This is a genomic window from Flavobacterium sp. UBA7680, from assembly GCF_002482975.1.
In the GTDB taxonomy this organism is placed as follows: Bacteria; Bacteroidota; Bacteroidia; order Flavobacteriales; family Flavobacteriaceae; genus Flavobacterium.
Genome location: NZ_DLHA01000017.1, coordinates 149,698 through 162,594, shown reverse-complemented (window position 1 = coordinate 162,594; position 12,897 = coordinate 149,698). Strand labels below are relative to the sequence as shown.

General features: G+C 33.0%; 14 protein-coding genes. 7 read left to right on the top strand and 7 right to left on the bottom strand.

The genetic code is table 11. The annotated features are described in order from the left end of the window. Positions 1-201: 201 nt before the first annotated feature. Complete coding sequence (locus tag B3C18_RS03245; protein ID WP_291142298.1) at positions 202-1,461, top strand: putative DNA modification/repair radical SAM protein; 1,260 nt, start codon at positions 202-204, stop codon at positions 1,459-1,461. Positions 1,462-1,466: 5 nt separating this feature from the next. Beyond that, positions 1,467-2,243 (top strand): TIGR03915 family putative DNA repair protein, encoded by a 777-nt coding sequence (locus B3C18_RS03240; protein ID WP_291142295.1) that lies wholly within the window; start codon positions 1,467-1,469, stop codon positions 2,241-2,243. 51 nt (positions 2,244-2,294) lie between these two features. Here the strand turns inward: B3C18_RS03240 and B3C18_RS03235 are convergent, their stop codons facing one another. Genes B3C18_RS03235 through B3C18_RS03225 form a run of 3 tightly spaced genes read right to left on the bottom strand, consistent with a single transcriptional unit; the run spans position 2,295 to position 3,877 of the window. Then, complete coding sequence (locus B3C18_RS03235; protein ID WP_291142292.1) at positions 2,295-2,843, bottom strand: YybH family protein; 549 nt, start codon at positions 2,841-2,843, stop codon at positions 2,295-2,297. Then, positions 2,840-3,250: a tautomerase family protein gene (locus tag B3C18_RS03230; protein ID WP_291142290.1), complete on the bottom strand. Its 411-nt coding sequence runs from the start codon at positions 3,248-3,250 to the stop codon at positions 2,840-2,842. Before B3C18_RS03230 ends, B3C18_RS03235 begins: the two co-directional genes overlap by 4 nt. Before the next feature lie 51 nt (positions 3,251-3,301). Then, positions 3,302-3,877, bottom strand: a complete 576-nt coding sequence (locus tag B3C18_RS03225) for a Crp/Fnr family transcriptional regulator (protein WP_291142288.1) — start codon at positions 3,875-3,877, stop codon at positions 3,302-3,304. A gap of 210 nt (positions 3,878-4,087) precedes the next feature. On the opposite strand from B3C18_RS03225, the gene B3C18_RS03220 reads away from it, so the two are divergent. The 5 genes from B3C18_RS03220 to B3C18_RS03200 all read left to right on the top strand — a co-directional run bounded on the left by B3C18_RS03220 (position 4,088) and on the right by B3C18_RS03200 (position 9,455). Further along, positions 4,088-4,951 (top strand): AraC family transcriptional regulator, encoded by an 864-nt coding sequence (locus tag B3C18_RS03220; RefSeq protein ID WP_291142285.1) that lies wholly within the window; start codon positions 4,088-4,090, stop codon positions 4,949-4,951. 95 nt (positions 4,952-5,046) lie between these two features. Continuing rightward, a complete protein-coding gene (locus B3C18_RS03215; RefSeq protein ID WP_291142282.1) occupies positions 5,047-6,378 on the top strand; it encodes a TolC family protein in 1,332 nt (443 codons plus the stop codon). Positions 6,379-6,442: 64 nt separating this feature from the next. Further along, positions 6,443-7,486, top strand: a complete 1,044-nt coding sequence (locus B3C18_RS03210; RefSeq protein WP_291142279.1) for an HlyD family secretion protein — start codon at positions 6,443-6,445, stop codon at positions 7,484-7,486. Next, on the top strand, positions 7,483-9,081 hold the full coding sequence (locus B3C18_RS03205) for an MFS transporter (RefSeq protein ID WP_291142276.1): 1,599 nt from the start codon (positions 7,483-7,485) through the stop codon (positions 9,079-9,081). The genes B3C18_RS03210 and B3C18_RS03205 overlap by 4 nt, the downstream gene beginning before the upstream one ends. A 17-nt stretch (positions 9,082-9,098) precedes the next feature. Then, positions 9,099-9,455 carry a TetR/AcrR family transcriptional regulator gene (locus B3C18_RS03200; RefSeq protein ID WP_291142273.1) on the top strand — a complete coding sequence of 119 codons (357 nt, stop codon included), beginning with the start codon at positions 9,099-9,101 and terminating at the stop codon, positions 9,453-9,455. A 227-nt stretch (positions 9,456-9,682) separates the two neighbouring features. Here the strand turns inward: B3C18_RS03200 and B3C18_RS03195 are convergent, their stop codons facing one another. From B3C18_RS03195 to B3C18_RS03180, 4 genes are all read right to left on the bottom strand, one after another. Then, complete coding sequence (locus tag B3C18_RS03195; RefSeq protein ID WP_291142270.1) at positions 9,683-10,105, bottom strand: hypothetical protein; 423 nt, start codon at positions 10,103-10,105, stop codon at positions 9,683-9,685. Between the two features lie 13 nt (positions 10,106-10,118). Further along, the gene (locus B3C18_RS03190) at positions 10,119-10,589 is read right to left on the bottom strand and encodes a hypothetical protein (RefSeq protein WP_291142268.1); all 471 of its coding nucleotides are present in this window, start codon (positions 10,587-10,589) and stop codon (positions 10,119-10,121) included. A 77-nt stretch (positions 10,590-10,666) separates the two neighbouring features. Continuing rightward, complete coding sequence (locus B3C18_RS03185; protein ID WP_291142265.1) at positions 10,667-11,206, bottom strand: hypothetical protein; 540 nt, start codon at positions 11,204-11,206, stop codon at positions 10,667-10,669. A 28-nt stretch (positions 11,207-11,234) separates the two neighbouring features. After that, entirely contained in the window at positions 11,235-12,701 is a 1,467-nt protein-coding gene (locus tag B3C18_RS03180) for a glycoside hydrolase family 130 protein (protein WP_291142261.1), read from the bottom strand. Between the last annotated feature and the right edge of the window lie 196 nt (positions 12,702-12,897).

Genomic DNA, 12,897 nt, shown 5'->3' with positions numbered 1-12,897 from the left:
TGGACCAGGTATTTATACCTGTTTTTAAACTTTAACTCTTTTATTTTGAGGAGAATAATTATTAGGAAAAGCTTTGTTATTGTTGACATTAGCTTAAAAATTTGATACAATTTAGAACAGTGATTTTCAACCCTTCTCCATGCCAAATTCCTAATTTTGAAATGATGAAATTTCATTCCAAAAACAAATAAAAAAGGCAAAATGGTACACGAAAGAGTGATGGAGAAATTGGCAATTTTAGCCGATGCAGCAAAATATGATGTTTCGTGTTCGTCCAGCGGCAGCAAACGGGAAAATAAAGGCAAAGGACTTGGCGATGCAATGGGAAAAGGAATTTGCCATGCGTATACCGAAGACGGACGCTGCGTTTCCTTGCTTAAAATTTTACTGACCAATCATTGTATTTTCGACTGTGCATATTGTGTGAGCAGAAAAAGCAATGATATAAAACGCGCCGCTTTTACCGTTCAGGAAGTGGTGGATTTGACGATTGGTTTTTACCGAAGAAATTATATTGAAGGTTTGTTTTTGAGTTCGGGTATTTTTGATAATCCCGATTATACGATGGAACGTTTGGTGAGAATCGTAAAGAAACTTCGGTTAGAAGAAAACTTTAATGGATATATTCATTTAAAAGCCATTCCGGGCGCGAGCGACGAACTGCTAAAAGAAGCAGGACTTTATGCCGACCGTTTAAGCGTAAATGTCGAAATGCCAACAGAGCAAAGTCTTAAATTACTGGCTCCCGATAAAAATCATATCGATGTGATCAAACCAATGGAATATCTGAAAAATGAAATCGTTGGTTATAAAGAAGAAAAAAAACTAAACTACAAAGCACCGCTTTTTGCTCCGGCGGGTCAAAGTACGCAAATGGTTATTGGTGCAACAAAAGAAAATGATCTCGAAATCCTTGGCATGGCCAATTATTTCTACGAACAAATGAACATGAAACGTGTTTATTATTCGGGATATGTGCCGATAAGTTATGACAATCGGCTTCCGGCAATTGGTACGCCTGTTCCCATGATTCGGGAAAATCGGTTGTATCAGGCCGATTGGCTACTTCGTTTTTACGGATTTAATGTCAATGAAATTGTAGGTTTTGATCAGCCGAATCTTGATTTGGATATTGATCCAAAACTGGGCTGGGCTTTGCGAAACTTAAACCAATTCCCTGTTGATATCAATACCGCCGATTTAGAATTGATCCTCAGAATTCCCGGAATTGGAGTTTCAAGTGCCCAAAAGATTGTGTCCGCAAGAAAATTTAAAAGATTGCAACCCGAAGATTTACAGAAATTAGGAATCGCTTATAGCAGGTCAAAATACTTTTTGGCTTTTGCTTCGCCTTTTCAATTACAGCGGGATTTGACTTCGATTCAAATAAAAGATCATATTTTGAATACGCAGAAAAGCAAATACAAAAATGATTTTTCGAATCAGCTTTCTTTATTTTAAACCAAATGACACAAATAATTTACGATAGTACTTTTGAAGGCTGGCTTTCGGCTGTATTTGAAATTTACGAGCTTAAACTCGATGATGTGGTTTTTGCTAAAAGTGAAGTTTCAAATGCTTTGCTTTTTTCGAATAAATATTTAGTAACAACAGATTTAGTAAAAGCAAAACGGGTTTTAAACGGATTAAAACAAAAGCTTTCAAAAGAAGGTTTTGCGAATATTTACAGAGCTTTTTTATCTGAAAATGATAAAATTGACGAAACCTTATTTCAATACGTAAAATATATTTTTTCGAGTTCTATAAATGTTGAAGGCGATTTATCTAATTCGGCAGTTTTAGAAGTTAGAAAAGCCGCTCACTTAACCGGAAGAGAAAGCCACCGAATGGAAGCTTTTGTCAGGTTTAAATTGACCAAAGATAATTTGTATTACGCAATAGTAGAACCCGACTGCGATGTACTGCCTTTGATAGAAAGGCATTTTAAAAATCGTTATGCAGATCAGCGTTGGTTAATTTATGACGCCAAACGCAAATACGGCATTTATTATGATCTCGAAAATACAACTTCGGTACAATTAGAGTTTAATGCTGATTCCAATTCTTCTAAATTTTTAGCCGAAATAAGCGACGACGACGAAGAGTTTTTTCAGAATTTATGGCGTCGATATTTCAGCAGTGTTAATATTGAATCCAGAAAAAATACCAAACTGCATTTACAGCATATGCCGAAACGCTATTGGAAGAATTTGACAGAGAAAATTCCGAATTTGAAAAGATAAACCCTTAAACAAATCAATGTTTAAGGGTTTTGTTTTTTCTGATTCAAGTCTTTATAATAATTGTAATTTCTTTTCTTTTTTTCTGATTGCAAGCGAAGGTTGTTCAAAATAGGAGGTAAGTTCTAAGGAATAAATGACGCTGGTAATTTTCCATTTGCCGTCTCTTTTTATTAGAGTTAAATATTTACCGCCAAAATTGGTCATTTTATTATCCGCCCAAAAACTATAATCCATTGTTACGGCGGCGACAGTTCCATCTTCAATAATATGAATGTTGTCAAACTTATCTTCGGTAGATTGATGGCGGAACAAACTTCTCATAAAACCTTTATAAGTCCCGGAAAAATAATTCGATCGGGCTTTTTCTTTTCCGTTTGTTTCTATTTCTTTATTTTGTGATTTATCCATAAGCGCAGCGCACCAAGTAACCGTTCCGTCATTAAATAAATCGTAAAAAGCGATCGAATCTCTTTTGATCACGCTTTCGCTGTACTTTTCTATAATCGCATTTATTTCTTTTTTGTTATCTGCTTTTTGCTGTGCGGTTATATTTTGAATACAAATCAAACAGCCAAAAATCAATACTTTTATATTTTTCATTTTTCTAATTTTATGCGATTATGAATTATTTTGTATTCAATAGTTAATCCTTCATAACCGTATGCATCAGCTTTCATTTCTTCGATTGCCGTATAACTTACCGGATGAATTCCGCCCAATCGAAGTTCCAACGCCTTGTTAACAGCATCGATATAATTGGCTTTGTCGTTTTTTAGATTGGTAGAATCAGAAATTTTAATCGTAAGATGAAAACTTTTCGTTTGTAAATCTTCCAGCGATTCGGAGTTAATAAACCAAAAATTGTCTGGAACAAATGATACCGTTACAACCGTAACTTCGGGTTTTTTATTCAGGACCTTTTTGGTAAGGCCGCTAATAATTACCGCTAATTCTTTTGCTAAAGCAGCGTCTTCTTTGCCGCTGACTTTTAAATTTATAATAGGCATACTTCAATATTTAATAATTAATGAAGTACAAAGCTCATTATAACAACAGACTTATTTATTGATGTATGTTAAGAGTTTTATTCGGCTTAAAGACTCCGGTTTAATTCCTAAATATGAGGCAATATGATATTGCGGCACTTTTTGCTCAATTTCTGGATAAAGCTTTCTGATCATTTCTAATCTTTCGGCTGCAGAATTTTTTAGGAAAGAAGTTTCTCTTTTACATTTTCTGATGAAATAATTATCAGAAATGTATTTAGCAAGTTTTAAATAATTAGTGTCTTTATCAATCAACGAATGAAACTGCTTATAAGTAATATAATACAACTCAACATCGGTTAAAGCTTCTATATTACAGTTTGTTGGCATTTGCGTTAAAAAACTCGTGTACGCACTGGCAAAACTATTTTCGAGATAAAAATCATTATTGAATTCTCCGTCATTATTTTGCACATACGATCTCAATGTTCCCGAAATCACGATAGCAATAAAATCGCAGACAGAACCTTCCTGAATTAAATGTTCTTTTTTCTTGAGGGTTTTAAGATGCAATTCTTTTAAGAATTCTTCAAAATGACTGGAGCTTAATCCTAAGGTTTCGGTGAAAATAGTGCGTAGTGATTCCATTACTAATTGATGTACAATAATATATGTAAAGATAACGTAATCTTACTTTAGTGCGTCGGGAATTTCTCTTATAAACACAAAACGATAAGCGAATCCTCCATCATTTTTGTAAATTTATGGGTTAATATGTGAATCGTCCACCATATACCGTCTTTAATTAGATAAAACTACTTATTTATAGGTGAACTTTGCACTGTAGAAATAGATGTAATGAAAACAATAATTCCACTTAAAAAACTAAACGAATCTACTCTGGATATAATGATAGATAAGATGAATGATGGGTTTGTAGAAAAGATAGGAAGAGAAATTACAAAATCACATAGAAATGATTTTTGTGCTTGTATTTTGCCTAACAAAGGAAAAGGAACTTTTTTTGTTGATTTCAAGGAAGTTTATCTTAGCAGCGGCTTCATGTTATTCCTGTATCCGGGCCAGGTACAGCGCATAATAAAAACGCAGAAAATTGAGGGTTGGGTATTGTTTTTTGATCATAATCTAATAGATGATTATTCAAGATCAGTCTTAGAAGAATCTTTGTATCAGGGACCTGTACTTACTCTTTCAAAAGACCAAAAAAAATGGTTGTTTCAATTGATGGAATTATTATACGATACTTCAATTGTCAACGATATGTCTACATTTCATAAACCTGCCATTAAATCTATTGTTGTATCCCTTATTTACAAAATAACATCTATTTATCAGGCAAGTGTAACTCAGGATACTAAACAATATTCAATAAGAAGCAATACCATAGTTGCCGCTTTCAGAAAATTACTGCGCGATAATTTTAAGGAAGTAAAAAGCCCAGCGGAATATGCGGCTTTAATGAATCTTTCATTGGGATATTTAAATGATACTTTAAAAATGGTTACAGGCAATACGGTTTCCTATTCCATTCAGGAAGAAGCCATTCGCGAAGCACAGCGATTGTTATGGTATTCTGATTTAAGTATAAAAGAAATTGCCAGTACCATTGGTTTTGACGATCCCAAATATTTTAGCAGAATCTTCAGTAAAATAACAAACAAATCGCCCGTTCAGTTTAGACAAAGCCATTTGAGCGAATAGCAAATCAGGTAAACTTATCATAATTAAAAAAATTACTTCCAAACGGGAGCAGGCATTCTCATGTCTTATTCCAAATGAATTTTAAACTAAAAAAAATGAAAACAATAGTAAATAATCCATTCCTAAATATTCTGATGCTTATAGGTTTTAGTGCTTCTGTTTTTGCACAAGAAAAGCCAGTGAATCAGCATAATATTTCCTTACAGCAAGCTGTTGCGATGGCAAAGGAAAATAACAAAACCGTTCAGGTTTTTGGCATAGAGCAAAAAGCAGCCCAAGCCGATTATAGTGACGCAAAAAATACAATGCTGCCAACATTAGGAATTGGCGGAATGTACCAAAGATTTTCTAAAGCAACTTTATACGATCACGGTTTGAATGATGCCACACAAGTAAGCCGATTGCCAAGTCCGGACGGCGCAAATTTGGGAGTCGATTTAGCCTTCAATATTTATTCGGGCGGAAAAACAAAATCAGTTATTGAAGAAAGTTCGTATCGCAATGCCTTGGCAGCAATCAATTCTAAAGATCAGGCAGGAAATATTGGTTTGCAGACTGCCGTGCAATATCTGGATTTGATTCGATTGTATCATTTTAAAGAACTGATTCTGGATCAGGAAAAAAGAGCAGAAGCAAGGTTGAAAAATATTACCTCATTTTATAAAAACCAGCGCGTTACCAAAAGCGATCTGCTTCGTGCCGAATTAACCTTATCAAATGTTTTACTAAACAAAACCCAAAACGAAAATGATATTGCAATTGGCAGTAAAAGATTAGCCATTTTAATCAATGTTTCAGATTCAGAAGTGCTTTTTCCGAGCGATACTTTATTGGCCAATAATTTAAAAGAAGTAGTTATTTCAGATAAAAACGATGCCAATAATTCTTATGCGCTTCAAAAGATGGATATGAATTCAAAAATTCAATCGACTAGAATCAAAAACCTGAAATCTAATTATTATCCATCGCTGAGTTTTATTTCTGCTTACGGATTCAATTATCCCAACTATTTGTTTTTTAAACCTATCGATCAGATTTATTCTGCAGGTTTTGTGGGCGTTAAGCTGAATTATAATATTTCATCCATCTATCAAAATAAAAATAAAGTAAAAGCAGCAAAATACAGATTGGACGCCATCGAACTTCAAAAAGACTGGATAAAAGATAATGTAAAAGACGATATCTCGGCACTTAATATAAAATACGGCGAGGCTTTAAACCGAATTGAAGTGACGGATAAATCTATAGAACAGGCAAAAGTCAATTTTGAAATTATCAATACAAAATATCTTAATCAATTATCCTTATTAACAGATCTTCTCGATGCTGATAATTTATATCAGGAATCAAGATACACTTTCGTGAATGCACAAATCAGCGCCTTAATTATTTACTACAAATTACAATATACAACGGGGAATTTATAAGCAATATCAATTTCAAATTCAATAACAATATCAATTTCAAAATCAACATTAATAATCAATTACAATGAAAACAGCAGGCAATAAAAATTCAAGTACATTATTAACGATAACTGCTATCTTAATCATAACATCGGCAGCTATATGTTTTGCACTTTACCTTGTAGACGGAGCAAATTACGAGGAAACGAATGACGCTCAGGTGGAATCTTATATCAATCCTGTTTCGGCAAGGGCCAGCGGATATATTACCAAAGTTTTGTTTGAAGAACATCAGGATGTGAAAAAAGGAGATACGCTGGTCGTTTTAGACAACAGAGAATATATCTCTAAAGTTCATGAAGCCGAAGCCGTTCTGGAAGATGCTTATGCACAAATAAACGTTTTAGATGCCGGAATAAATGTGGCGCAAACGGGAATTCTGGTTAGTAAAAATCAAATCGCTTCTGCGAAAGCAAGATTGTGGCAGCAAAAACAAGATAATTTAAGATATCAAAAACTATTAAAAGACGAAGCCGTTACAGGACAAGAATACGAACAGGTTAAAACGAGATATGATGTGGCGCAAAACGATTATAACGCTACAGAAAATGTTTTACTGAGTTCTCAATCGAGAGTTCAGGAACTTAAAACCCGTAAAGCTTTACTAAATGCCGATATTAAACGTAAACAGGCCATACTGGAATTGGCAAAAATTAATTTGACTTACACGGTAATTACTTCTCCATATAACGGAAAAACAGGCCGAAAACAGATTCTCGAAGGACAACAGGTACAATTGGGACAGCCTTTGGTTTCGATTGTAAATGAAAACGAAAAATGGGTTACGGCTAATTTTAAAGAAACCCAAGTGAATGGTTTCTATGAAGGACAAACAGTAAAAATTGCAGTTGACGCTATTTCCGGAAAAACGTATGACGGAAGAATAAAAGCAATTGCAGCTTCGACTGGATCTAAATTTTCTCTCTTGCCAGCTGATAATTCAACAGGAAACTTTGTGAAAATTATTCAAAGAATTCCGGTAAAAATTGAGTTTGCAAATCCCGGCGATATTAAGGAAGTTAAATCAGGAATGAATGTAACGGTTACGGTTTTAAACAGAAAATCATGAAAGCACATCCTTTTTTAAACAGTAAGGCTATACAATACAAAAGTGTGACATTTTGGTTGTTGATTTTGATTCTTTTTATAGCACTGGCACAATTTTCTTCTTTTAATCTTATACAACAGCATTTGGTTTCGTTTTATGGAGTAGAATCCGAAGATATATCAATGTCATTAATGGCAGCCTATTCTGGAATTATAACTTTCCTGCCGATACAATTTCGTTTACAGCGTTATTTCACCATGCGAAACTATTTAATGACGGCTTTTTTATTGGGTATTTTAATCAACATCGGAAGTTTTCTAACACACGATATTGTGGTATTTATGGTGTTGCGATTTTTTCAGGGAACTGTTGTTGCAACTTGTGTGGGAAGTATGTTAGTGGTTATTTTTTCAACTCAGCCGGGAGAAAAAACAACGCTGATTGGATCTGCCATTTTCTTTGCTGCCATTTTAACAACATCGGTAATTACCGGAATTCTTTCTTCGTGGGTTGCAGTAAATATGGATTGGAATTTCACCTATTTTGGATTGATCGCATTGCAGGTTTTAGCACTCCTAATTTGTTATTTTATTTTTCATCCAAAAATGAAACTCCGCCCTTTTCCGCTGTATCAAATAGATTGGACGGGAGGAATATTCTTTGGCGGTTTCAGCCTTTCTTTTTCTTATGTTATGATTTATGGACCAAAAGAATATTGGTTTTCGTCTCATAAAATTGGCATAATTGCACTATTTGGTTTTGTGATGCTTTTACTTTTTTTATACAAACAAGCGAATCTTAAAAGACCGCTTATAGATTTAAAAGCTTTTAAATACGGCAAGTTTATTTTGGGATTATTGCTATTGGTTCTTTTTTACGGAATAAAAGATACCATCAATTTAATTTACGGATATGCAGGCGGAATTTTAGGCTGGAGTTCTACAGATATTGTTCAGTTAGGATTGTATAATGCTGCAGGCGTTGCCATTGCAATTGCATTTTCTGCGATGATGGTTCTTAAAAACAAAACGAATGTTCCCAAACTGTTATTAACAGGATTCCTTATCATGATTTTTTACAATTTATGGATGTATTGGTCATTGACTCCCAATTTATCTTTTATGGATTTGTCTGTTCCGGTTTTTATACAAGGATTCGCTTCGGGATTTATTTTTTTGCCTGTGCTTATTTTAACGATGGCGGCAGTTCCTAAATCTACCGGATTTACAGCGATTATTGTTTGTGCTTATGGTCGTTTTATTGGGACTTTAAATTCTATTTCGGGATTTTATACAATGCAGCTTAATTACAATAAAGAATACAGATTAGGTTTTTTAGAACATCTTACAACCCAAGATCAGAATTTGGCACAACGCAGTGCAAGTTATCAGAATTTGTTTTTATCAAAAGGATATACAATCGATCAGGCAAATGCTTTATCAAACGTAATGATTAACAAAGCCGCAGTAATACAAAGTCAGTTATTGACCAACAGAACTATTTTTATGATTGGAGCTTTGGTAATGTGTTTCGCCATAATAGTTTTAATTGTTTTTATTATTGGAAGTAAAATCGTTGCTTCAAGAAATCAAAAACAACAGCCTCTTGCCGTATAATTTAGCTCTTTGAAAAAGTGGAAACAAAAAGTAAAAAGAAACACATTCTAGATATTGCCGAAGAATTGTTTTGCAATTATGGTTCAAAAGATACGACTGTCAGGCTCATTGCTCAAAAGGCAGACATAAATACCGCAATGCTCAATTATTATTTTAATTCGAAAGAAAATCTGTTTTTAATTGTATTCGAAAGTAAAATAGATCAGTTTAAAGATGCCGAGAAAAGACTTGATCTGCAAGACAAAACTTCTGCCGAAAAACTTTCAATTTATATTGATTTTTTTATCGATTTGGTTATTGATAATCTGTCATTTTTCAAATTAATAATGAAAGAAAAACTGTCAAATGAAAATGAAAAATTGTTGCTCTTATAGATTCTTATTTTAAATCAAATCGGCAGATTTTAAAGAACATTCTAAACAGAAATTCAAGTCAAACTAAAATTAATATTGATGATTTTATAATGATAATTTCAGGGTTTTTAATCTTTGTAATTTTTAAAATAGATTCATCTGATGTTTCAAATGAGAAAAATAAAATAGAAATGAAGAAAGATCTTGGGAAGGTTTTGCGAGGTTTTGCAGTTGATTAGGAAAAATTGTTAAGCTTGATTGGCAGCAATAAACTCTGAAATTTTTTTAGTTATAAATCTTTTCTGTTTTTTACGATAAAGAGTTTGATTAATTAGAGTTATTAGAATAATACCAATAGTAAGAATTCTAAATGTTTCAAAGAAAAAACCTAAAACTAAAAAAAGAGAACCAATATATAGTAGAACTCTAAAATTATAATAAGTATAATAAAGTGTTTTAGAAGTTTCAAAATGTTCGATATAAAAGAAGCCTTCTGCGGTATAAGCAAAGCTATTCATTTGACTTTGACCATTAAATAAATTGTTTTTAAGTACAAGCTTGTTATTTATAATAGATACATCGCTAATTTCTTGTTTAATTAAGTGATGCTGCAAATATGATAAAAGTAATTCATCATCATAATTGCTATCTATTTTAAATTGAAGGGTCATTTGTATTTGATTTTTATAACTTATTTTGCTCGGATTTTTGGTAATTATCCAACGCAGAAACTTTATTTTTATCTATTTCTAAATAGTTTAAAATTCTAGCTAAAAAGTGATCTGAGACAAATTGCCCTCTAGAATAATCTATAAAATATTCTCCATTAGGTTTAAAAATAATATTAGTTGTTAGAATATTAATGTATTCATTTATCCCATCTTTATCTTCGTATGAAAATCTTATAAGGATTGTACCATTAAAGGGTTTTGTTTGTAGGTTGTTCTCCTTTTTTAATGAAACCACATCTTTACAGATAGATTCGATTTCTTTTTTGTTTTTAATCCTATATTCTTCGATTCCTCCAAATTTATTGATAGCCCTATTTTGTATATGGATCTGAGTAATCGAATCTAATAATTTTTTATCAATACGATTTCTGGTGTTACAACTTATGAAGACACATAATATGCTTAAGAAATAAAATTTATTCATTGCTAGTTTTCTTTTTGCGAATTTGCAGTCTGTAGTTTACAAATGGAAAAATTTCGAATTCTCGAATATGAAAAGAATTAAGTTTCATTATCGTCACATTTTCTAACCAACATATCTTCATTAAAGATCTTTTTGTTTTTTCTAAATTCCTGATCAAAATCGTCAAGCTGGATATTATTAAAACATTTTATTGAACTAATATCATTTGGACAAAAAATAAACTCTAAGTACGGTGGCTCATTATTCTCAGGTCCATTAAATGCTAAAATCTTATCTTTTATAAGTTGTTTTGGAATTTCTTGATTAATCAGTTTTTCATCATAATTTACAAACAGAATATTAACTCCCTGAATTTTTTTATACTTATAATTAGTATGAATTTTATAAGGAGTATCTGGTACAGATAAATTAATTATAGTATGACTAGAAGTTTTTTTTAAACTGCATACAGCTAATTTAGCGCCATAAGTTTTTAATTTAAAAATAGAATCTTGTATTGGTTTAATATTTTCAACATAATAAACGGATTCTTCCAAATTACTTTTTTTAGTCTCACAACTAATAAATACTATAGAAATAAGGAATGTAAATAAAACGCATATAATTTTTTTTACCATTTAAATGTATTTTTAACCCCCAATATTTTTACTTACTCTTCTTCAAAGCATCCAATAATTCCACCATATCCACCACACCATAAGTAGACGAATAATCAGAAACAGCATACGGTAATATCAAACTATTATTGTGAATAATCGCTCCGCAGGAATATACGACATTAGGGACATAGCCTTCACGTTCGTCTTCAAGCGGAGAAAGTAACGGTTCGCTAAGTCTTCCAATTTCTTTTGACGGATCATCAAGATCAAAAAGCGATGCGCCAATGCAATAACGGCGCATTGTACCAACACCGTGCGTAATGACAAGCCAGCCTTCTTCGGTCCAAAGCGGAGAACCGCAATTTCCTATTTGGGTAAGTTCCCAAGTGTAACGCGGCTGCTGCAATAAAATAGGATTGTTCCATTGAGTCGCTCGGTTCGAATACATAATGTAATTATTTACACCGTCGATTCGGGCAAGCATGGCGTATTTTCCTTTTATTTTTCGTGGAAATAAAGCCAGGTTTTTATTTTGAGCGCCTTCTCCGTGTAAAGGCATTACTCTAAACGAATAAAAATCTTCTGTAGAAATTAATTTTGGTAAAATGGCATGACCATTATAGGCGGTATAAGTAGCCATAACACGAACAGAATCATCATCATCGGTAAAACGTACGAAACGAGCGTCTTCAATTCCGCGGCTTTCAGAATCGGATATTGGGAAAATAACACGCTCCGTAATATCAGAATCGTGTTTGAATTGTAAATCATAAAACGAATTAGCTAACCAAAGAATTTCTTCGAGTGCAACTCTTCTTTCCTGGCGTATCAACGGATCGCCCAATGCTGTGGTCAATAAATTTTTAAGGACAGCAAATTCAAATTCATCTGGTAAACCCTGCATGATTTGATCGATGTATTTGTCCTGGGTATGCATTTCGATCAGCTTAGTCAAAAATCGCTCTTTGTTGAATAAAGTTTTGTGTTCAATTTCGGCTTTATCAATATGATGACCAATTTTCATGATCTGCAAATTGTTATCTCTGTCTAGAATTCCTCGTCTAAAAACAATCGATGAAATATGACCTTCGCCCGTGGCACGAAAGGAAATAATAACACGTTTTTCACCAACTTCTAAACCCGACTGATCAAAATCTTCTACAATTGAGGGATTAAAAATAGCTGCAGATTCTATCGCATATTCCATGGTGCAATAGGAACCAATAAGCATTTTTCGATTCAAAGACATTCCTTCATAATCGACCTGCATGGCTTCAATAATAGGCCTGATTTTTTCGCAGTGTCTAAAAAATATAGCCGAAATATTACGATGGCGTCTGGCAAACTCGCGAAGGGTTTGCTCTAAAGTTTCCAATACTTGTTTTTCATCCAATGTCATGATCCGAAGCACCATTTGCTGGGTTCGTTCGTAACCATTCATAAAATATCGGGCAACAACTCTTCTGGAATCTGGGGTGAATTTTATACTTTTTCGGACTACTGATACTCGCATAGTTTTGTTTTTTTAGTACAATGAGTAAGTAATTTTCTAGTGTTAGAAAAATTACTTCGGGTAATAATTTGTTTTAAAAAATTTAGAAATAAACCTCATAAATACTGGGGTATTAGTTCTAATTCTATAACAAGTTAATGATTTTGGTCACTAAAAAAAACTTTTTTAAGAACTATTTGGCTGTACTTTCTTTCTC

What these genes read in the sequence shown, in the direction of transcription:
- B3C18_RS03245 (WP_291142298.1), top strand. Translation starts at nt 202, where the DNA reads ATGGTACACGAAAGAGTGATGGAGAAATTGGCAATTTTAGCCGATGCA.
- B3C18_RS03240 (WP_291142295.1), top strand. Translation starts at nt 1,467, where the DNA reads ATGACACAAATAATTTACGATAGTACTTTTGAAGGCTGGCTTTCGGCT.
- B3C18_RS03235 (WP_291142292.1), bottom strand. Translation starts at nt 2,843, where the DNA reads ATGAAAAATATAAAAGTATTGATTTTTGGCTGTTTGATTTGTATTCAA.
- B3C18_RS03230 (WP_291142290.1), bottom strand. Translation starts at nt 3,250, where the DNA reads ATGCCTATTATAAATTTAAAAGTCAGCGGCAAAGAAGACGCTGCTTTA.
- B3C18_RS03225 (WP_291142288.1), bottom strand. Translation starts at nt 3,877, where the DNA reads ATGGAATCACTACGCACTATTTTCACCGAAACCTTAGGATTAAGCTCC.
- B3C18_RS03220 (WP_291142285.1), top strand. Translation starts at nt 4,088, where the DNA reads ATGAAAACAATAATTCCACTTAAAAAACTAAACGAATCTACTCTGGAT.
- B3C18_RS03215 (WP_291142282.1), top strand. Translation starts at nt 5,047, where the DNA reads ATGAAAACAATAGTAAATAATCCATTCCTAAATATTCTGATGCTTATA.
- B3C18_RS03210 (WP_291142279.1), top strand. Translation starts at nt 6,443, where the DNA reads ATGAAAACAGCAGGCAATAAAAATTCAAGTACATTATTAACGATAACT.
- B3C18_RS03205 (WP_291142276.1), top strand. Translation starts at nt 7,483, where the DNA reads ATGAAAGCACATCCTTTTTTAAACAGTAAGGCTATACAATACAAAAGT.
- B3C18_RS03195 (WP_291142270.1), bottom strand. Translation starts at nt 10,105, where the DNA reads ATGACCCTTCAATTTAAAATAGATAGCAATTATGATGATGAATTACTT.
- B3C18_RS03190 (WP_291142268.1), bottom strand. Translation starts at nt 10,589, where the DNA reads ATGAATAAATTTTATTTCTTAAGCATATTATGTGTCTTCATAAGTTGT.
- B3C18_RS03185 (WP_291142265.1), bottom strand. Translation starts at nt 11,206, where the DNA reads ATGGTAAAAAAAATTATATGCGTTTTATTTACATTCCTTATTTCTATA.
- B3C18_RS03180 (WP_291142261.1), bottom strand. Translation starts at nt 12,701, where the DNA reads ATGCGAGTATCAGTAGTCCGAAAAAGTATAAAATTCACCCCAGATTCC.